Here is a 22,007-nt window from a genome sequence, read left to right as displayed (position 1 = left end):
GTGAATGGTGATGTAATTATCCGCAGGCAAAAAATCAGGCTCAAGGCCAGTGATGAAAAACTTGCGTTTGATTGTAAACAATATTTAAATGAGATAATAAGCAGCAAACTACCTGAAATTTATGAGCGGATTTTTTACCAAAACATACACCAGGACAGTTACGTAACTATTAATTCAATTCAGGTCGACCTCGGTAACTTACAGATAAGTGAGTTCAAAAGCAGATTTATACAAATCGTAGAAGAGAAGATTGTCAACGAGCTTAAAAAACAGTTCGAAGAAAACCCATACAATAAAGACTTCTCTGTTGGCGGTAGTTTTAATCCTGAACCCAATATTTCATCAACTTCGGTTGAATATAATAGTGGGAAGAATCAGAAAAAACTTGCCTTATTGTATTTTCTTGAAAATGGAACTTATCCCTGGTGGTATGAAAAACAGCATAGAAAATCGCCATCCGAGATTCTTGATGCATTTGATGATGATGAACACAAAGAGTTTTTCCTTAAGCTATTGATTAAAATCAAAGCATTGTCCATTCTTGAAGCGGAAAGAACGATCAACAGATTTACCAATTATAGCGACACTACAAATCTTGAGATCTATATCAACCATTTTATAAACTTGCACTCCGATCATTCTATTAGAATAAACATCAATAAACTTCTGGAAGAGAAAAATCAGTTAACAAAGCTTTTTAATATTTCCAAAAACACATTCTTAAAGCGACTTTTAGGCTTTACAGTATTACACGCTGATGAAACAGATCTGATCAAAAACTTCCTGATTATTTTAGTGAAATCCTTTCCTGTTTTATCTAAAGGATTTAAAAACAAAGTAATAGGGATTACGCTTAACCCTGCCTGGTCTAATTTGGAAAAACGTATCTACGATGATTTGATTAATGTAATAAATTTAACAGATCAACCTGAAAAACAGCACCAAAAAGAACTTGCCGACAACCATCATTCTAAAGAGAGCTTATATATAGAAAATGCAGGATTGATCCTGCTGCACCCGTTTCTGCCGGCTTATTTTAAAGATCTTGGGATAATTGATAATGACAATCGGTTTATATCTTCCGGGGCTCAGATACGTGCAGCAATTTTGCTCTATTATTTGCAATGCGGCAGCGAAAAATATAATGAATGGGAAATGCCACTGAACAAAATTCTATGTGGCATACGGCCCACGGACTTGATTCCGAAAGGTATTAAACTGAAAAAAAAGGAAAAAGAAGAATCAAAATTACTACTCCGAACAGTTGTTAGCTATTGGGAAGCCCTAAAAGGATCGAGCATTGATGCCCTTCAGAATACATTTTTTTTACGTGAAGGCAAAGTAACTCAAAAAGATAATTCATGGTTGATACAGGTTGAACGTACTGGGGTGGATATTCTACTCGATCGTTTGCCATGGAGTATTGGCACTGTCAAACTTCCCTGGTTAAAAGAAATCATACATACAGAATGGTAAAAGAACAATCTTTTAAAAAGGATGCATATCATTTAAATGCATTAGATCTGCTTGATGAAATTAACTGGTTTGAAAAAGTACTTCAAACAAGACTAAAATTGCATTTTGGCGAGGAATGCGAGTATGAATCTATTTATGATATAGAACCACCACAATCTGATCAGATAGAATCGGTTTTCTATGAATTTATTCAATTCTATCAACTATCATTTTCCGAAAGGCTAATTTTAGTTTTAGCATTGCTTCCACATGTTGCACCACAATTACTTGATGTTTTTTTTATCAGAACAACATTAAAAGATCGCGGAGTAACAGAGTATGGAGGTCTAAGGGGGGCGTTTCACAGCGGTTTTCTGCCAACAGGGGAAACCGCTTCTTTTTTACTGGCCGGTAGCGATTTAAGCAAGCGCTTTAAAGTACAACAGTTTTTTGATGCCGACCACCTCTTCAAAATTCATAATATTCTGTGGCTTGGATCATCCCCAACAAACGAACCCATATTAAGTGGGCAATTATTAATCAACGATGAGTATATCGATCTTTTTACCGGAGGTAAACTACGTAAGCCATCCTTTAGCATGGAATTTCCGGCCAAAAGAATAAACACACCACTCAATTGGGAAGATTTGGTACTCGACAGGCATACCATGCAACAGTTAAATGAAATTAAAATCTGGTTAGAACACGGTCCCATGTTAATGAATGATTGGGGGATGAAAAAAATGTTGAAACCTGGTTACAAAGCATTATTTCATGGTCCGCCAGGAACGGGAAAAACGCTAACAGCAGGACTTTTTGGTAAACTGGCAGGTGTAGATGTATATAGAGTAGATTTATCTATGGTGATTTCAAAATACATCGGAGAAACAGAGAAAAACCTGGAAAAAGTATTCGCAAAAGCTGAACATAAAAACTGGATCTTATTTTTTGATGAGGCCGATTCGCTGTTCGGAAAAAGGACATCAATTTCAGATGCTCATGATAAATATGCAAATCAAGAAATTGCATATCTGTTACAGCGCTTGGAAGATTACAATGGCTTGGTAATTCTAAGTTCCAATATGCGCAATAACGTAGATGAAGCGTTCGGTAGACGTTTACAGTCTATTATCCATTTCCCTTTACCTAAGAGTAACGAGCGTTCTATATTATGGCGACAAACATTTAGTAATAAAGCACAACTCGAAGAAGATTTGGATATCGATACCATTGCCGAAAAGTATGAACTCGCCGGTGGCTCGATCATAAATGTAGTGCAATACGCGTCTTTAATGGCACTTAACCGAAATGAAAATATTATTCGGGGGAAAGACATCTTGGAGGGTATAAAAAAAGAATTCAGAAAAGAGGGAAAAACCGTTTAAAGGAGGTTCAAAATATTACACTATGAAAGAAGTTGCAGTTTCAGAGCCTGTTGCAACGCCAATAGCAGCAGCTCACCAAGAGGAAATACAACAAAGTGACCTTGCCACTGATAAAACTGGTGCCGATATTTTTTTTCAGGCAAAACTAACAGTTGGTTCTCCTGATGATCCTTTGGAAAATGAGGCTGACGAAGTTGCTGATCAGGTAATGCGAATGCCTCAAAGCTCATTTATTCAAAGAAAATGCACTCATTGCGAGGAAGAAGATAAAGCAAGGCGAAAACCCGTAATTGCAGGAATAACCACTGGTATCCAGGCTAAAGCTGAGAATACCTCAACCGTAAGTGATCATGTTTCAGGCGCAATAGAAGCCTCCAGAGGTAGCGGAAGTAAAATGGACGCTGAAACAAATAGCTTTATGAGCAGTCGCTTCGGTAGCGATTTCAGCGATGTTAATATTCATACAGATAATCAATCGGTACAACTAAGCAACAACCTTAGTGCTAAGGCCTTTACTGTTGGAAACGATATTTATTTTAATCAAGGAGCGTATCAGCCACAGTCAGACGAAGGGAAACATTTGCTTGCACATGAGTTAACACATACACTTCAGCAAGATAAAGATTCATCTATAAAAAATAAAAAGCTAGTACAAAGAACAACCATCGGGGCAATATTGGATGAATTCTTTTCACCATTTTCTAGTGCTACACAATGGGATATGCCCGAAAGTGATAATTATACTGCACTAGTTAGAATTTGGCAGCCTGTAATTGATGGACTTAATTCAATAAAAGCAAATATTTCATCAGATTGTGCTGCCTGGGCAGCCAGTCATCGAACAGACTCATCTTGGCATGCCGGGATGACCAAACCTCCTGTGACAGATCCAAATGCTTACCCTCTTTGGATTTCCAGCCCAGCAGGTACCGATCCGGAAACCTGTAGAAATGCTTTTTTACTTTATCAAAGCTCAAGACTAGTAGGACCTGGCGTACAGTCCATGGATTTATACACTTGTTCAATCGGTTCTTTTGGCCTTTATGTTACTGTAGATTCCATTAACTGTGCAGCTCATACCGCTACAATAAGAGTTTGGATGTACAACACAATGGATCAAGCATCATTTGGCAGATTTGCAAGTTATTTTCCATTAAGTGGAATGGAACCCCAATATATGTGGTGGAACTGGGACGAAGAAATTAGCTGGACTGGGGCTGCTGTAACTACAGCACCAGAAAGTGGTAGCAGTGACTGGTAATAACTAAATTATGAAAGGTACAGGCAAATCGGACAACACTGCAAATCAGCAAGCAAAAGATGCTGATGCTCCCACACCTGCATCATTCCAAAACGAACACAGTAAAAGTGATTCTACTGATCAATTGATTTATCACAACCAACCAAAACTAAAAGCAGAGGTTAGCGACCAGATTGAAGCCTCAAGAGGTGCTGGAACACCAATGGATAAAGATACACAAAGCTTTATGGAAAGCAGGTTAGGAACCAGCTTTTCTGATGTTAATATCCATACAGGAACCGACGCCAATCAGCTTTCCACGTCACTGGATGCACAGGCATTCACCGTAGGAAAGGATATCTATTTTAATGAAAATATGTATAGCCCAAATTCTGCGGAAGGCAAACATCTACTTGCCCATGAGCTAACACATACCATGCAGCAAAATGGGAATAGCATACAACGTTCTCCCATGCCAGCAGAAGATACCGTTCAAAATCTTGAATCCTATGATGCCGCAACGCGGCAAGGTATCCATTACGATAATGGTTTCAATCTCCAGACAAACATTTCAAAGTTTTTTCAAAAAGGTATTGTTCGAGATGTTCGCCCAGGATACAATGTTACCTATGTTGTAAAAGGTTTTGATCCAACAGAGGCCTGGGTTGAAGGTGCAATGAGGGCCTTGATCCTTTATAATTTTAACTTAAACAGTGGAGCAACCGATGCTGCCCTCACTAATATAACTACTGTGCAGCATTTGGATCTAAGCGGAGAGACGAATCCGGCAGATGCTAAAGTAACAGGGCCAAATGCTATAGTCCGTTTTACATCAACCGAATTTGATGCCAGCGGAAAGGGAGCCAAAAGAATGAAAAACGTTCAGTTGGCCATAGAAAAACTGAGCAATTTTACTGCAAGCACAAGTACAGAAACTCCGGCTCAAAAACGACAGAGGTACGAAACAACCTACCAGATAACAAATGCGGTTCCGGTAAGAAATGATCCATTAGGCGACCCACCGGAAACCATGAGTGATGCAAAATTTGATCAGGTATTAGAAGCTTTAGATATAGTGCCAACAGGTATTTTAAGTCAGGCAAAGGGAATCCCCATCCATTTAGGACAAAGCCAAAAAGGACCGAAAAACGAATCAGCAGAATATAGTCAAGTCCGTCCCAAAGGCAGTACAGACTGGAAGAGGAGAATTACAGTGTATGGTGATTTTTTTAGTGCTACACTGCCACAAAAAGCATTTATAATGGCTCATGAATTTGGCCATGCACTAGATTTTAGACCAAATGAAGGTACTGGCGGGAAGGGAGGCGAGGTCCTAAGCGCCGATAAAACCAAAGGAGCTTTTAGAGAAGCATTAGGAAAAGACGGTGGCCTGGGCAAAGGGGTCAGTGACTATGCTAAAACAAAAACCGAAGAAAGTGAGTATTTTGCTGAGGCATTTTCTTTGTACATTAATCAGCCAGCAACTTTAAAGGCAATTCGTCCCAATATTTACGCTTACTTCCTGGCTAAGTATCCATAACTTCTTTATTTCATCAACTTAAATACAGTGAAACAAGATTCTGTTTCCGAACCCATCGTTGCGCCTGCTGCATCAGCCAGGCAGGAGAGTCTGCCACAGAATGAAATGCTGCAGGTCGAAGGCGAAGCCTCGTTCTTTTTGCAGACGAAATTGAATGTTGGTGACCCAGACGATCCATTTGAAAAAGAAGCGGATGTTGTTGCGGATAAAGTGATGCGTTCTAGCGATGCTAATTTTGTTCAACTTAAATGTGCTGCGTGCGAGGAAGAGGAAACTATCCACAAAAAACCATTATCGACTAATATTACCCCTTTTGTGCAAACGAAAAGCAATGGGGAATCTACAGATAGCAATCAGCTAACCTCATCAATCGAAAATAGTAGGGGTAATGGTAGTTCTATGGATAATCAGACCAAATCCTTCATGGAAGACAGGATTGGTGCAGATTTTGGTTCCGTAAAAATACATTCCGGACAAGAATCGGTACAAATGAACAGGGCCCTTAACGCCCAGGCATTTACCACGGGAAATGATATTTATTTCAACGAAGGAAAATACAGTCCCGAAACCGATGAGGGTAAAAGATTACTCGCCCATGAACTTACGCACGTACTGCAGCAAAATGCTCCTGTTGCAGACAAAGCTGTACAAAAGAAACAAAATCCAGCCATCGGACCAATTACCGAGCCATCCCAAACGGCAGATAGCGAACCAAAAAAAGACAAAACAGATAAAAAGGATGTTTCAGGAACAGCAAATAATCAGGGCATTCAGAGTTTGCCGCCTGAAGAACCTTCAAAAGGTGGTTTGATAACAAATAAAGCTCCTGCATCAACATCTAAAACAGCAGAAAAACCGGCAACTTCACCAATAGGAAAAGATTCTCCTAAAACAGCTGGCGCAAAAGGTGTTGCAGTAGAAAGCTTAGCAAAAGGAAAACCAACTATAACAGCAACAGATAATCCTGGCGATATGTTGGTCGTCCTGCAATCAACTCCGGCTACCCAGTTACCAGAAACATTGAATCAGGCAAAAGGCATCTCCTCTCAAAGTATGCAGATGCAGAAAGACAAAGCTTTAGAACTTGTGCCTACCGTTGCAGAAAGTACGGGCAGTGCTTATGGCGAAAATAATAAAGCAAAGGTTAAACACATTGCCCCGAAAGCCAGCGCAACAGTTAAAAATAAGTTTGAAGGAAAAGGCGATTGGCAGCCACCGGTTGTAGAGGAAGTTGCTATTCCTCCGCAGGCAAAATTTGTTCCTTCAGGCCTTTTATCACGATTTGGAAATAGCGAAGGATCTGAAAACATTACAGGTGCAGCTCAGAATGAACTGGGCAATATTAATTTAGACACCAGCAATTTACCTGATGAATTGGGCGCTGCCCCTGAACTTACTTTAACAGGCGAAGCCAGTATAAATAATTTATCTGAAGAACAGGAAGAACAAACAGCAGATCTATTAATTGCAAAAAACAACGCTCAAAAAGAAATTCAAAATGATTTTGGTGAAAATGATGTAATCCAAAAGCCTGGAAAAGAGAAAATAAAAAGCAAACATCGATTCAAAAAAACACAAGGGATAAATTCTACAGCAGTAAGCGGTGGTTCAAATCTATCACCCGAGATAGCAGCAAAACTCGATGCATCACTTGCAGGCCAGGCTTCGCTAAAAATAGGAGAGCAATCGCAAAAATATCAACAGGATGAAGCAGCTTATCAGCAAAAATTAATTGTTGAGAAACAAAAAACTGATGAACAAATCAGTGATGAAACAATTAAATCAAAAACGTCACAAAATAAAGCCCAGCAAAATGCACAGAAACAGGTTGCGGAATCAAGAGTTGATTGGCAGAAACAACTTGATGCTACAGAAACTGACTTCAAAACAAAAGCTACCAATAGTGCAGTAGAACATATTGGGAAAATTGGCAAAGAAACTGAAAAAGGCAATGCCGAAGCAAAAAAACATTACGACGATGCCAATAAGCAAGCTGCAGAAAAAACTGCGGCAGCAAAACAGGAGGCAGAAGACAAAAAGAAAAAATCAGAAGAAGATAGCGGGGGTTTCTTTGGTTGGCTGGCAGACGCTGCATCGGCACTTATAGACGGTTTAAAAAAGGCTGTAAACTTTATTTTTGACAAACTCAGGGCCGCCCTTAAATGGGTCTTTGAACAAGCCAAAAAATTTGCTATGGCCGCATTGGAATTGGCACGGAAAGCAGTTGTTGGCCTGATAAAAGGCTTTGGTATTATATTAAAAGGTTTTGTTGATATCGCTTTTGCAGCTTTCCCCACCATACGCGACGCGATTAATGCTAAAATTGATTCCGCTGTAGATACTGCAGTCACCGCAACAAATAAAGCTTTTGAACGGTTTAAACAGATAGTAGCTGATATAATAGATGCATTTGCTGAATTCGTTGATACTGCCCTGGCCTTTGTACAAAAAGCCCTTACTATCGCACTTTCTGTTATCGAGGTTATTGTTGTCGGTTTCCTTAAGGTAATGGCCTTCCTGAATGATATTGAAAGGCAATACAAGTTATTTAAAGCCATGATCGATGGATTTCTCCTTATCTGGGATCATCCTGAAATATTAGAAGAAAAAGCAAAAGAATTCCTGGAACCTTACATTAAAGATATACCCGGTAGTACCGAAAGCGAGGTCAAAAAAGCTTTGGCATTATTCGGTTTGGCAACAGCCAAACACATTACTGGAATAATGAAATATCTTACCCCGAACATCAACCATTTAATAGCCAATTGGTGGGGCGAGGCTAAAAAAATGATTTGGTTCTTAATCTGGCCATTTGCAGAGGGAAGTCCATTGTATGAAGATGCACCTAAACTCTGGAGATTAATTCCTCAGATGTGGAACGACCTTTGGGATGGTGAGTTTAGTAAAGTGATTGATGGTGGCCTCGAGTGGATGCAAGCACTGAATATGACTGTTGGTGCTTTTGCAGGCTGGATTGTTATTGGTGGTACAGTAGTGGGAGCAATCCTGGGTGGTATTTTTGGAGTGGGTGCTGGTGCAATTCCTGGTGCAGGAGCTGGTTTTGAAGTCGGCATAGCTATAGGGGAAGGAATCATGGCATCAATGATCGTCACCGAAACAGCTGTAATTGCCAAATCCGTTTATGATCTTTCCGTAACCGAAGACGATGGAGTAGAATCTACACCGCCGCCAGCACCAGTAAAAGAAAAAACTGCAGGAGAGGTACATGCCGATGCTGCAAAAGCAGAAAATGGACCGAGACAATATACCAGCGGACAAGTTAAAACTGGTCGCGATAGAATATTATATGCTTATCAGCGCATTGCCAATAGTGGCCTAACCCTTGGTGTAATGGTTGCTCTTCTTTTATTGGGAGCAATAGGTGGCAAAATTGCACAAGGCTTACTGGCTGGAATTAAAAAATTAGGCACTGTTATCGGTAAATTATTGCCTGAGGTAGCAGAAGGATTTAAAAGCGCGGCCGGCGCTTTAAAAGACAGTAAAATAGGTCAGGGCTTTACAAAAGCTGCCGAAGGATTTAACGAAGGCAGAGCCGGTATGAAAGAAAAAATCGGTGGCCTTAAAGAGAAAGTTGGATTGGGAGGGGAAGAAAAACCTGGTGCTCCTAAAGAAAAAACCGCAGAAAATACAAAAACCAATACGGAGCCAACTTCAAGTGAGGTTGATACCCCAATAAAACCAGAAGCGGAAACCAAAGTTCCGGAAACTAAAGTTGAGCCTGAGCAAACAGTAAAAACTGAGCCTGAGCCGGTTGCAGAGCCAGAACCAAAAGTAAAATCAGAACCGGAACCAACTGCTGAACCAGAGGCTAAAACACCTGATCAACAGAAAGGAGAAGATTTTGCTAAAAAAGCTCAAAATGATGAAGGTGTTGTCTCTAAAGGTAAGGCTAAAGATGGCCACGAACTTAAAGTTGATAGTGAAGGCCATATTGTAAAATGTTCCGATTGCAAAGTTTATGAAATTAGCCATAGAGAAATATTGAAAGACAATCCTCAATTGGCCGAGGAACTTAAAGAACTTAGAAAAAGAATGGCTGAAGCGCCAGAGGATCCGGCTGTCATGAAGGATTTAGAAGCTTTTGATGAAAAAATCACAAATCTAGAAAACAAAGAATCGATAAAACCTGCTGAGCCAACTGCAAAAGAGCAATCTGTAGAAGAACCAAAAGCTAAAGAAGAGCCTAAAGGGACAGAAGAAAAAGCGGAAGTAGAAAATGATCCTATAGAGAAGAAAGATGGTGTTGAACCTGATTCAGCCGAGGCTGATACTACAAAAATTGACCCTAATGAAGTGCCAACAGATGAGCCTCTACCGGGTCAGGCAGGTTCAAAAGAACATATGGCTGAAAGATGGGCAGAGTACGAGAAAAGAATGGAAGGCAACCCTAAAAAATGGAAAAAAGAAAGATGGGAAAACGTATACCGTAAAAATATGACAAGAGCTAAACTGGCCAACAAAGCCGTTGATGCATACAAAGCAAAACTAGAATGGGGCGGAAAAGCGGAAAGGGAAGTGCGTGTAGAAATTGAGGGTGTAGAAAGACGATTTGATATCATGGAAACCGAAGGTATACCTCCTGAATTGAGAAAAGATGGCATAATTCATCTTGAAGATATGGAGAAAGCGGGTATCAAACCAAAGGTTATTGAACACAAAACAGGAAAAATATACAATACTAAAGATATTCAATGGGAAATTGCCCGCGATGAAATCTTAATGAAAGAAAAAGGTTGGCAAATGGAATGGGTATTTGAAGGTGAGGCAAGTGGGCCGTTGAAAAAAGCATTGGAAAAAGCAGGTATTCCATATAAAATAATTCCCGTACCTTAGAATTTGCTTAAGAATGCTGAGATTTAAAACATTAAAACAAGAATGAGCATCTACAATAATTTTTCAGAAAAAGACTTTGAATATTGGATTTTCCAAATGGACGACAAATTGGAATCCTTTTTATCTTCATTGTACGGAGATATTAAAACACATTTGGACTACTCAATAGAATCACTTAAAAATGTAGAAGAATGGTTAATAAACACATATAAAACACCCGAAGCAGTAGATGCAATGCATAGAGCTATAACGGTAGATGGGTTTTGTAGATATATAGGAGAAGTTTTTCGCAAAAAGTTAGGTGGCCATTGGGATATGTCTTTCCAAGATGAAAGTAATGTAGAAGCAGGCCCATTTTTAACGGGCATTAATTCAGGGGAAAATAAAATTTACCCTTATCAATTAATTAAAAAGGCCCTGCAAGGTAAATCTGGAAATTTCCTTAAAACTGAATTGGAATCTAATCTTTAATTTAAAGCACACCGTTTTTAACCGCAATATCCACTAGCTGCAAGAAATTTTTACATTTTGACCTTATAAGCATATTTCTCCTATGATTATTAATGGTATTGATACTGATATGAAGCTGATCCGCAATCTCTTTACTTCCCATTCCCTGGCTTGCTAATTTCAAAACATCAATTTCTCTTTTACTAAGTATATCTTCAGTTTTCTTCAGGAAATAAGACCTGTTCTCAATCACTGATTTTTCACCACCTGCCTCATGTCTTTCTATCAAATGATTAATTTTTGAATCATTTTTAAAATATGTGAGATCAGTCAGAGAATTAATAGACGCTATCGGCATTCTATAATACTCATTAAAAAGATAATGGGTACACTGCACTACTGACGACCATGAGTCATCGCTATTTTTAACCCGGAAGTTTGTAGTGAAAGTATATTTCACATCTTTTTCTTGCTTATGACTGGCAAGAAAAGCCATTTGATCTGCGAATATTTGTTCATCAAAAATTTTCATATCCTCCCTGTTTCTGATTCTGCTTAGGAATAGAAAATCTGTCTTTAATAAAAATTCGCATGAATATCCTAGAAAATGGCTTGTGCTAAATGGTCTGAAACAGTTGGAGTTTTCGATATAATCACTTACATAATAAATTGAAGGAAAAAAATTACTATTCAGTGATTCGCTATCAAAGTGAAGCAGAATTTTTTCTGCTTCAGAAAATTGTACACCAAACCTATTTCGTGAGTGTTTTAAGAAATCAAAGTATGACGATGTTTTAGGATCTTTCATATCAGCTTCGTTTAGTAGAGAAATTAATTAATTGTTATCTACAAGGCATACGGAGTAATCCGCTGGCAGACAAAATTTAGGGTAACAAAGATGACAATGTCAATTTAAGGGATACTTAAATAAGATCAGGGTCAGAGGGTTTCCGGTTATTCTTGGATTTTAGATTTTTCATAGCAATAGGCGATTAGATTATACCCTAAAATTAGGCTATAGATCACTATTATTACCAGAAAAATATGTGAATGGAGCGCTTTAGTTATCAAATACACATTATGAGTACTTGAATGGTTTTTTGGGTAAAACCAAGTATAAATGATATTCGATCAGCACATACCAAGAGCCTGATCGAATATCAGCTGAAGCCTTTTTAGCTTCTTATAAAAAAAACTTCAGGGTTTATTTTACGCGCTCAACGTATTCTCCGGTGCGTGTATCCACCTTTATCTTATCACCTTGGTTCACAAACAAAGGCACCTTTAATTCTACTCCATTTTCAGTAGTAGCATACTTTAAGGCTCCAGAAGAGGTATCGCCTTTAACAGCTGGCTCAGCATATGTAATTTCCAGTTCTACAAAGTTTGGAGCTTGAGCCATAATAGGTTCTTCGCTTTCAAAAGAAACAATTACATCCATTCCTTCCTTAATAAACTTTGCTGATGGTCCGAACAGTGATTTAGGCACATTAAACTGTTCAAAACTAACATTATCCATTACCACAAAATAATCTCCTTCTTCATATAGGTACTGGAAATCATTAGTTTCAACACGACAAATTTCAACCTGCTCATCAGTTCCTAAACGTGCTTCAACAATTCTTCCAGTTTTAATATTACGAAACTTCCCTAAGTAAAAAGCGCCACCCTTACCAGGTGTACGGTGTAAGAATTCTATAACTGTTACCAGTTCGTTATTAAAACGTAAAATATTTCCAACTTTAATTTCGGATGCCTTTGCCATAAAAATGTATTTCTAAAATTTGAGCCCAAATATATATGCTTTTTGCGTATTTACATGTCTTAATGATTAACAATCTCGCCTTCTAAAAAGCTTTTGAGAACCCAGGCGTGATTGTAATTTTGGTCACGTGCCGCAAATAAGAGGGTTATTACTGAATTATTTTCACGTGCTTTTAATAGATCCCGAACAGAATCATTGGTTGCAAGCTCTTCAAAATACCTTTTTCTAAATACCTGCCATTTTTCCGGTTCATGATTAAACCACTTCCGTAGCGCTCTTGAAGGAGMRMTNWKMTCNKAAGMSATACATCAATAGCTGCGCTGCTTTTTTTTAAGCCACGAGGCCATAACCGATCAACCAGAATCCTATAACCGTCATCTTTTAATGGAAGATCATAAATCCTTTTTATCTTGATCATAAAACAGAGCATAATAGTTATCCTTTAGTGTTTATTTAACCTTGCCTCTTCAAGATCCAGGTTGTCTTCCATGTCACGCAGCACTTCATGATCATACTGTTTAGTAGCTTTGAGTCTTTTAAGGCCAGCTCTCCTTAGTGTAACCAACTCGAGCATGATCTTTCTATAGAGTTTCCTTACTGAGCCAACTTCTTCCTTTTGAGCTTGCTCAAGCAATGTACGCTCAGTTGCTCTGATGCTCCGTTCTAACTGTTCTTTAATTCTGGCGATTGTTTCAAATTGACTCATCTCACGGCTGTATTTTGCATCAAGATGATCAACGCATTCTTTTGCAAGTTGCAGACGTATTGATTCAAGCTGCTCGTCTTCCGGAATCCCCTCATCTATCTCTTCAATCTTTAGCCACTTCAGGAACAAAGGCAATGTTAATCCCTGAAAAATTAACGTAACAAGTATCACAATAAATGTGATAAACAGAATCATATTGCGATGGGGGAATGCTTCGCCCGTATCTAAAGTTAAGGGAATTGCGAGTGCTGATGCAAGAGAGACAACGCCACGCATTCCAGCCCATCCAATGATAAAAGGCAGCTTTAAACCCGGACTCTTTTCTTTCTTTCTGATTTTTGCACTTATAAATCTCGGGATAAATCCAGCCACATATACCAGAATTATTCTAACAACAATTACTATGGCACTAATGAGAAGTCCATATTTAATGGCCTCTTCCATAGAGTAATCTTCCAAACCCTCAACAATAACAGGTAATTCCAGCCCAATCAAAATAAAGACAAAACCATTTAATAAAAAGCCAACTGTAGCCCATACTTCTTTGGCCTGTAAACGTGTATGATAATTAAGGAAATCGTTGGAGCGGAATGAAAGAAACAAACCGCCGCTTACMRSWRYTAWWWCWCCNKMCYRATGNNMCKYTTCTGCAACAATGTACATCAGATACGGAGCAATTAATGTGATAGGGGTAGTAATGCTCGACGATTTAGCCCAATACCTCAATACAAAATACAGAATATGAGCAATAAAAAGCCCCACAACTACACCCATAAGTGCTAACACAAAAAAATCAGTCACTGCCTCCTGCAAAACAAATTGCCCGGTAAGAATAGCAGCAATTGCAAACCGGAACACAGTTAAAGAAGCGGCATCGTTAACCAAACTTTCGCCCTCTAAAATGGTTAAGCCTCTCTTGGGCATATTTAAACCTTTCAACACAGAAGTTGCAGCAACGGCATCAGGAGGAGAAATAATTCCTCCAAGCAGGAAACCAAATGCAAGTGTAAATCCTGGGATAATATTTACAGAAAAGTAAGCAATGGCCAACGAGGTAATTAACACCAATCCAAAACCCAACAAAAAGATTGATCTTTTCCATTTCCAGAAATCGTTCCAGGAAGTGTACCATGCGGCTTCAAATAAAAGTGGCGGAAGAAAAATAAGAAATACGATGTCTGGATGTACACTTATTGATGGTACTCCTGGAATAAAACTAATTGCTAAACCTCCTATTACCAGGAAAATAGGATAAGAAATTTTCCAGCGCTGACTTAACAGGTAAAGCAACGCCATAGCAAAAAATAGCGCAAGAATTAAAAGGAGATTTTGATGTATCATAGCGTAAATAAAGGTAAATAGAAAGGTTAATAAATCAGTAAATTCCTACACTATAACCATAAAAAAATCTTTTTAACTTGTATACACAAGTATGAGTTTTTCTTTTATATTTGTTATTAAGCCACTAGTAACCAGATAGTAACTTAAACCAAATATACCTCTTATGGACATAAACGAACAAAAACCACAGGTTTCCCGTAGAAATTTCTTGATGTCTGCTGCTGCCGTAGCCATAGTGCCATCATTTTTAATGAACACTTTTACCGCTTCGGCAAAAGCTCCGAATGGCAAGCTTAGGCATGCCTGTATCGGCGTAGGTGGGATGGGTGGCTATGATCTGTCTAATTTTAAGTCGCACCCTGATGTAGAGATCGTAGCCATTTGTGATGTGGATGCCGATATCCTGAAAAAGGCAGCTGAAGGTCTTCCGGGAGTCAGAACCTATGCAGACTGGCGGGAATTGTTAAAGAAGGAAGGAAAAAACATTGACTCTGTAAATGTCTCGGTGCCGGATCACATGCACTTCTCTATTGCCTACAAAGCGATCAAGGCAGGCAAACATGTTTATTGCCAAAAACCACTTTGCCATGATGTGGCTGAAGTAAGATCTCTTACTAAAGCTGCTGTCAAAGCAGGAGTAACCACTCAACTGGGTACCCAGATCGCTTCATCAGCATGTGACCGTACTGCGGTGCAGCTGATCAAAGATGGAGCAATCGGCAAGATCAAACATGCTTATTTATGCTCAAACAGATCTGGTGCAGTAGAATTCAGGATGGTAGAACCTCAGCCTGCACAAAACCCGCCCGCAAATTTAAGCTGGGACCTCTGGCTGGGTACGGGACCGGTAAGACCTTATGCCCCGGGCATTTATCATCAGGCCAAATGGAGGTCATGGCAGGACTTCGGAACAGGATGGTCAGGAGATATTGGCTGCCATATCTTTGATGCAGTCTGGAAGGGGCTAGGACTCAAAGCCCCCGTATCTGTACGGGCGGAAGTTCATCAGGATTGGAAAAATACGCCGGACAAAAGAAAAGAGAACTGGCCGTGGGCCGATCACATCACCTGGGTTTTTCCCGGAAATTCCTTTACTGAATCTGAAAAGCTGACCCTTGAATGGTTTGACGGTGAAATGTTTCCACCAGAGGACGTCCGTAAATTATATACCCCCGGTAAATATCCCGAAGAATGTGCCCTGCTGGTCGGTACTGATGGCGCTTTGCTGATCCCGCATGGCGGAGAAAAGCCAGTACTGCTGCCGGAAGATAAATTTAAGGACAAGGAGGTGCGTAAAATCGAAGGCCGGAACCATTATCACCATTTTGTAAATGCCTGCCTGGGCGGAGAAAAAACGGAATCGCATTTTGCACAGTCGGGTCCCATGACCGAGGCTATATTACTGGGTACAGTTGCTATTCGTGTACCGGATCAGTTGCTGCAATGGGATGCTGAGAACATGAAGTTTCCAAACTATCCTGAAGCGAATAAATACATTAGAAGGAAATACCGAAAAGGCTGGGAGATCGAAGGCGAATTTTAATTAGAGGGAGGGAGAAAACGAATTGGATTATCATTAATTTGTCAGTTTAAAGCAATTGATTATTAAGAAATAATCCTTTTCGTTTATATTATGTCTTATGGTTATATATAGATATAATATATTATGAAAACCTTGAATTTGAAATCATTAATTATAGCTGGGTCTATAATCCTGATCAGTGGATTAACAACTAACAACGTTTTAGCACAAAGATCTTCTCGTGGCAGTGGTGGCGGTGGTGGCAGCCATGTATCAGCGGGTGGGGGAAGCAGGCCATCAAGGCCATCTCAAGGAGCTATATCAGGAGGCACTAGACCATCAAGACCGTCTCAAGGAAATATATCTGGCGGCACAAGACCGTCAAGGCCATCAATAGGCAGTGGGTCACGTCCAGATTACAGACCAAGTCGTCCGGCCAATAGACCTGGTTATGGCTACAGACCCGGCTATGGCAACAGGCCAGGTTATGGTTACAGACCAGGTTACCACTACAGACCGGGTTATTCTTATCGCAGACCTTACTATGGATATTATTATAATTACTATAGACCATTTTTAGGCATCAGTTTAAGCGTATTGCCTTATGGATATTATCCATTTTATTTTGGTGCAGATCAATTCTACTATTCAGGAGGATTCTTTTACAGACAGTACGACGAGGGATATAAAGTAGTTGTGCCTCCGGTAGGTGCTCAGGTACCAAGCATCCCTTCCGAAGCAAAACAGATCACCATAAATGGCCAAACCTATTACGAATATAAAGGGGTTTATTACAGCACAACTGTGGATGCTGATGGTAAAACTGTTTATGTTGTGGCAGGTAAAGATGGTGTATTGGATACCGACAATGGTGCTGTTACAGACGACACCAGCAACTTACCTCAGGTAGGAGATGTTGTAAATCAGTTGCCAGAAGGCACAAGAGACGTAATGATCAAAGGAGCACAATATTACGTTTCTGAAGAAGGTGTTTATTACGAGAAAATAGTGGACGGCGATAACATCACTTATAAAGTTATAGGAATTGGTAATTAAAACAAACCAGGCCGATACTGATATCGGCCTGGTTTGTTTTATTTACCAGTACTACTCAACCTAAACAACTTAGTTTCATGACTCAATACCTTACCACTCCATTTTCGCCCACTACCAACAGCCTTATGCAGCCATAGATCATTAATTTTATAAGAACCATCCAACCCTAGATCTTTCCAATCCAAACTAAGAGACCCAGCAGACACTCCACGATTCAAAATAGCAACAGCGTAATCACCATTTTTTACTGGTTTTACAAAAACATTCCAATTGCCCTTATTAATCTTACGTTCTGCTTGTTTACCAAGGGGATCCTGATTTATGGCAATAACCTCTTCGTTCAACAAAATTCTTTTAGTTGCCTCATTCATAATGCGTAAATCGTTAGTAGCTACCAAAGGAGCGGTCATTATACTCCACAAACTCATTTGGCTTTGATATTCAGTCTCTGAGCAACCTTTACCACCTAAGTCGCCCGAAGGCCCTTTTTTACCATTTAAGCCTATTACAAGCATATCAAAATCATTCCAGCCACCCGGACCAGCATATTGAGCCAGATCAGCATTTACATCAACAATATCCATGATTCCGGCACCTATAGTATGCAAGTCACTAGGATCTTTCCATGGTTTTAATGCGACCCACTTATCACGCACATCGGCAGTAGTACGCCATAATTGTCCTCCGGCATTTTTTGCCCAAAGCCATGGTTTTCTATTACCCCATTCGCAAATACCTAGCGCAATTTCTCTACCACTATTCCTTAATGCATCAGCCATTTTTTTATACCTCAAAACAGCTGTTGCTGAATCAGCAGGCGCATCACAATAATCATATTTAAGGTAATCAATACCCCAAGAGGCAAATGTTTTAGCATCCTGCTCTTCAAAATTCAAACTCGCTGTATAACCCGCACAGGTTAACTGCGCCGCATCAGAATAAATACCCAATTTAATTCCTTTTGCATGCACATAATCGGCCAGAGATTTTACACCAGATGGGAATTTCAAAGGGTCAGCAATAATTTGATTACGGTTATCTCTACCACCTTGCCATCCATCGTCTATCATCAGGTAATTGTAGCCTGCTTTCACCATTCCTAAACTGACCATTGCATCGGCCATTTCCTTAATATCTTTTTCATTTATCTTATCTGCGAAGTAGTTCCACGTCATCCATCCCATAGGAGGGGTAGCGGCCAATTCAGATTTACTATTGGAATTTACCTGGGCAATACCCGAAAATGTACTTAGCCAAAATACAATAGCCAAGGAACCCACAATTATTTTATTATTCATTTCTGTGTTTGGTTTTCTGTTTAGCTTAAAAACGGTGCTACCAAATATAGATGCTCTTACTATAACTTAGCACAAAAAAATATTTAATTTTATGAAATGATAAGACAAGCTTTAGCCACAGATGCACCTCAAATAGCCAGATTAATTATCCATGCAATGGAAGATCTGGCATCAAAGTTTGTTGGCCAATCGGATCCTTTAAAGGCTATCCCCTTATTTGAACACTTTGCAGGCTTGCGCGGTAATCAATACAGCTACGAAAATATGCTTGTATATGAAGACGCATCGGGTATCTGTGGAATTATCAGTGGCTACGATGGGGCAGACCTCAACCTGCTTAGGGCACCTTTCCTGAATTATATTGCATCATCATATGACTTTAAGGATATTCCTGAAGATGAAACACAACCAGGCGAGTTCTATATCGACTGTATTAGTGTTGCTGCAAACAAACAGGGACAAGGTATTGGCAAAAAGTTAATCAACGCTATAATACAAAAATTAACCAACGCAAAACACACCAAGGCTGGGTTATTGGTAAGTAAGGATAACCCTAATGCCGAAAGACTCTATACAAATTTAGGTTTTAAGATTGCGAACGAAAGGCAATTTATGGGAGACACTTACTATCATATGCAACGTGCAGTCTGATAATAAAAAAACGCCTCATATGCTAATATGGGCGGTTTTCTCGTCGAAGGTAAACTGAGATATCTTAATTCGGCATTAACACCGTATCAACAACATGGATTACTCCATTTTTCTGATAAACATCTGCAATAGTAACAGTACTCATTCCGCCTTTTTCGTCTTTGAGAACTAATTTCTTGCCATCCATCCAGGCCCACAACTTGCCTCCCTGAACTGTAGTCAGTTCAGCTTTTCCTCTACCATCCTTAATCGCTTTTGCTATTGCTTTAGAATCCATTTTACCAGCAACTACATGATAAGTTAATATCTTGGTTAACAACTCTTTGCTTTCAGGTTTTACCAGCGTTTCAACTGTTCCCGCTGGTAATTTATCAAAAGCTGCATTTGTTGGCGCAAATACGGTAAAGGGCCCTACGCTTTTTAATGTTTCTACCAATCCTGCAGCTTTAACCGCGGCTACCAGCGTGGTGTGGTCTTTTGAGTTAACCGCATTGTCAACAATATCTTTAGTTGGATACATATCCGCACCGCCAACCATTGGATTTTTTTGCGCATAAACTTGGGTCGAAAATGCCATAACTATTACGGCAAATACAGATTGAATTATTCTTTTCATTTTAGATTTTTGATTTGATAACACTTACGCAAATCAGGACAGGTTTGGTTTTGGTGATATAAAATAATTAAATTTATGCACGAGTATTTTACAGTACCAGTATGAGAACAGAAAATCCATTTCAATCAAGAGCTGAAGAGTTTAGAGCCTTGCATCAACGAGCCGGTATATTTGTAATTCCCAATCCTTGGGATGCAGGATCGGCAAAAATTTTAGAAACCTTAGGATTTAAAGCACTTGCAACCACAAGTGCTGGCCTTGCTTATTCGCTCGCAAAGCCAGATGGCCATGCCGCTATTACTCGCGAGCAAACTTTAAAGAACGTACAAAGTATTATTAATGTCACCGATTTGCCTGTTTCGGCCGACTTAGAGAATGGATTTGGCGACGATCCTTTAAAATGTGCACAAACCATCAGGCTTGCAGCAAATACCGGATTATCGGGTGGTTCTATTGAAGATGCCACCGGAGATCCTAACGAGCCCATTTATCCTTTTGAGCTTTCTGTTGAACGTATAAAAGCGGCAGTTGAAGCTGCGCACAGCCAGCCTTATGCATTCACTTTAACAGCAAGAGCAGAAAACCTGATACACGGGCGCCCTGATCTTAAAGATACCATCAAAAGGCTTGTTGCTTATGCAGATGCCGGTGCCGATGTATTGTTTGCACCAGGTTTAAAAACTAAAGAAGAAATAGAAGCAGTTGTAAAAGCAGTTGCCCCTAAGCCTGTAAATGTAATTATGGGATTGACAGGAGGCAACTTCTCGCTTAATATGCTGGAAGATATGGGTGTAAAGCGTGTAAGTATGGGTTCTTCTCTAGTTAGAGCTGCCTATGGTGGTTTTTTTAAAGCGGTTGAAGAAATACTTCAAAAAGGAACATTCAGCTTTGCTGATGATGCAAAATCATATGCGGATCTTAATAAGCTATTTAGCAACTAAGAAGCGACCTAAAAAGAACCTGAAATGGACAATTATCTGGAAAGTGTAAAGAAGCAATTTCTCTACTATAAGCAACTCGGAGAAAAGGCAATGGAGCAATTGCAAGAGGAAGACCTGTTCTGGCAATACAATGAAGAAAGCAACAGTATCTCAACCATAGTTAATCACCTGTCAGGAAACATGTTATCCCGATTCACAAACTTTTTAACTTCAGATGGAGAAAAGCCCTGGCGAAACAGGGACAATGAATTTGAGCCTAAAACAATAAGCAAGGAAGAGTTAATAAAGCTTTGGAATAAGGGATGGGATTGCCTGCTAAATGCCATTAACCAGCTTAGCGATGAAGACCTAAATGCGATAATCTATATCAGAAATGATGGACATACGGTTACCGAAGCCATTAACAGGCAACTTGCTCACTATCCTTATCATATTGGTCAGATCGTTTTCATAGGAAAAATGAGGAAAAATGAAGAGTGGAAAACCTTATCTATTGCCAGAAACAAATCAGCAGACTACAATTCCCGAAAGTTCTCAAATGAAAAAGAGAAACGCCATTTTACTGACGATCTCTAGCATTAATTACCCTTTTTAGTTGCAATAACAATTCCTGTTGCCCAACATTGCTTGGTTATAAGCAGGTCATTCCTTTTTTCTAAATCCTCTATTAGCTTAATTGCTTTTTCCTGATGACCTTCAGGCCAATTTGGCTGCGGTAACATATCATCAATAATGTAAAATGCACCCGGCTTTAACATGTTAATCACCTCATCAAGCATTAAGTATTTCCCATGCCATGTATCGGCAAAGATATAATCAAACTTCAGACCTTTATTCTGCCGGGCCCATTCACCACCATCAATGCATTCCAGCGCAAGTCTTTTATCCTGTGCAAGAAAGCGCCTTGCCACAGATAAATAATTGGAATCATTATCAATGGAGATTAAGGTAGCTTCATTGTCCATTCCATCTAAAATCCAGGATGTTGACAGGCCTGTTCCCGTTCCCAGTTCTAAAAACTTACCACCTGGCTTTGCGCCTGCTAATGTCCTTAACAAGGAGCAAGTTAATACATCAGATGCCATTGAAAATTCGGTATTCTTTGTTGCTTCATCTATAGCTAAGTAAGCCTCGGGATAGCTTTGTTTAATTTCTTGGGTCACAAATATTTGATTTATCGATACATT

At 39.5% G+C, this 22,007-nt stretch carries 17 protein-coding genes and 2 pseudogenes; 11 read left to right on the top strand and 8 right to left on the bottom strand.

Translation table 11 applies throughout. The features are described from left to right. The 6 genes from N824_RS12565 to N824_RS12540 are packed head-to-tail and all read left to right on the top strand — an operon-like array spanning position 1 to position 10,945. Positions 1-1,476 carry a contractile injection system tape measure protein gene (locus tag N824_RS12565; RefSeq protein WP_048905503.1) on the top strand — a complete coding sequence of 492 codons (1,476 nt, stop codon included), beginning with the start codon at positions 1-3 and terminating at the stop codon, positions 1,474-1,476. Continuing rightward, positions 1,470-2,840 (top strand): ATP-binding protein, encoded by a 1,371-nt coding sequence (locus tag N824_RS12560; RefSeq protein WP_048905502.1) that lies wholly within the window; start codon positions 1,470-1,472, stop codon positions 2,838-2,840. Before N824_RS12565 ends, N824_RS12560 begins: the two co-directional genes overlap by 7 nt. A gap of 22 nt (positions 2,841-2,862) precedes the next feature. Continuing rightward, a complete protein-coding gene (locus N824_RS12555; protein ID WP_048905501.1) occupies positions 2,863-4,101 on the top strand; it encodes a DUF4157 domain-containing protein in 1,239 nt (412 codons plus the stop codon). A 10-nt stretch (positions 4,102-4,111) separates the two neighbouring features. Continuing rightward, entirely contained in the window at positions 4,112-5,620 is a 1,509-nt protein-coding gene (locus N824_RS27985; protein WP_052334125.1) for a DUF4157 domain-containing protein, read from the top strand. A 27-nt stretch (positions 5,621-5,647) separates the two neighbouring features. After that, positions 5,648-10,474: a DUF4157 domain-containing protein gene (locus N824_RS12545; RefSeq protein WP_048905500.1), complete on the top strand. Its 4,827-nt coding sequence runs from the start codon at positions 5,648-5,650 to the stop codon at positions 10,472-10,474. A gap of 42 nt (positions 10,475-10,516) precedes the next feature. Beyond that, complete coding sequence (locus N824_RS12540) at positions 10,517-10,945, top strand: hypothetical protein (RefSeq protein ID WP_048905499.1); 429 nt, start codon at positions 10,517-10,519, stop codon at positions 10,943-10,945. A gap of 1 nt (position 10,946) precedes the next feature. Here the strand turns inward: N824_RS12540 and N824_RS34235 are convergent, their stop codons facing one another. The 5 genes and pseudogenes from N824_RS34235 to N824_RS12520 form a co-directional block, all read right to left on the bottom strand. After that, a complete protein-coding gene (locus N824_RS34235; protein ID WP_048905498.1) occupies positions 10,947-11,732 on the bottom strand; it encodes a response regulator transcription factor in 786 nt (261 codons plus the stop codon). 396 nt (positions 11,733-12,128) lie between these two features. Beyond that, entirely contained in the window at positions 12,129-12,689 is a 561-nt protein-coding gene (gene efp / locus N824_RS12530; protein WP_048905497.1) for an elongation factor P, read from the bottom strand. A 59-nt stretch (positions 12,690-12,748) separates the two neighbouring features. Continuing rightward, positions 12,749-12,994 (bottom strand): annotated as a pseudogene (locus N824_RS38435) (DUF488 domain-containing protein). Between the two features lie 50 nt (positions 12,995-13,044). Next, positions 13,045-13,107 (bottom strand): annotated as a pseudogene (locus tag N824_RS38430) (hypothetical protein); the annotation flags it as partial. Between the two features lie 24 nt (positions 13,108-13,131). Continuing rightward, positions 13,132-14,736 (bottom strand): Na+/H+ antiporter, encoded by a 1,605-nt coding sequence (locus N824_RS12520; protein ID WP_048905496.1) that lies wholly within the window; start codon positions 14,734-14,736, stop codon positions 13,132-13,134. 163 nt (positions 14,737-14,899) lie between these two features. On the opposite strand from N824_RS12520, the gene N824_RS12515 reads away from it, so the two are divergent. Further along, positions 14,900-16,279, top strand: a complete 1,380-nt coding sequence (locus N824_RS12515) for a Gfo/Idh/MocA family protein (protein WP_048905495.1) — start codon at positions 14,900-14,902, stop codon at positions 16,277-16,279. A gap of 123 nt (positions 16,280-16,402) precedes the next feature. Then, entirely contained in the window at positions 16,403-17,314 is a 912-nt protein-coding gene (locus tag N824_RS12510; protein WP_048905494.1) for a DUF6515 family protein, read from the top strand. A 38-nt stretch (positions 17,315-17,352) separates the two neighbouring features. Here the strand turns inward: N824_RS12510 and N824_RS12505 are convergent, their stop codons facing one another. Continuing rightward, a complete protein-coding gene (locus N824_RS12505; protein WP_084498303.1) occupies positions 17,353-18,612 on the bottom strand; it encodes a glycoside hydrolase family 27 protein in 1,260 nt (419 codons plus the stop codon). A 96-nt stretch (positions 18,613-18,708) separates the two neighbouring features. Here N824_RS12505 and N824_RS12500 point away from each other — a divergent pair, with 96 nt between their 5' ends. After that, on the top strand, positions 18,709-19,263 hold the full coding sequence (locus N824_RS12500; RefSeq protein WP_048905493.1) for an N-acetyltransferase: 555 nt from the start codon (positions 18,709-18,711) through the stop codon (positions 19,261-19,263). 64 nt (positions 19,264-19,327) lie between these two features. Here N824_RS12500 and N824_RS12495 read toward each other — a convergent pair whose 3' ends face one another. Next, positions 19,328-19,879, bottom strand: a complete 552-nt coding sequence (locus N824_RS12495; protein ID WP_048905492.1) for a fasciclin domain-containing protein — start codon at positions 19,877-19,879, stop codon at positions 19,328-19,330. A gap of 101 nt (positions 19,880-19,980) precedes the next feature. On the opposite strand from N824_RS12495, the gene N824_RS12490 reads away from it, so the two are divergent. Both N824_RS12490 and N824_RS12485 read left to right on the top strand, forming a co-directional pair. Continuing rightward, positions 19,981-20,820: an oxaloacetate decarboxylase gene (locus tag N824_RS12490; protein ID WP_048905491.1), complete on the top strand. Its 840-nt coding sequence runs from the start codon at positions 19,981-19,983 to the stop codon at positions 20,818-20,820. Between the two features lie 24 nt (positions 20,821-20,844). Further along, a complete protein-coding gene (locus N824_RS12485) occupies positions 20,845-21,396 on the top strand; it encodes a DUF1572 family protein (RefSeq protein ID WP_048905490.1) in 552 nt (183 codons plus the stop codon). Positions 21,397-21,398: 2 nt separating this feature from the next. Here N824_RS12485 and N824_RS12480 read toward each other — a convergent pair whose 3' ends face one another. Next, positions 21,399-21,983 carry an O-methyltransferase gene (locus N824_RS12480; RefSeq protein WP_048905489.1) on the bottom strand — a complete coding sequence of 195 codons (585 nt, stop codon included), beginning with the start codon at positions 21,981-21,983 and terminating at the stop codon, positions 21,399-21,401. Positions 21,984-22,007 lie beyond the last annotated feature (24 nt).

Origin of the sequence: Pedobacter sp. V48 (assembly GCF_000523515.1) — a bacterium.
Classification (GTDB): Bacteria; Bacteroidota; Bacteroidia; order Sphingobacteriales; family Sphingobacteriaceae; genus Pedobacter.
This window is presented reverse-complemented; position numbering and strand designations above follow the sequence as displayed.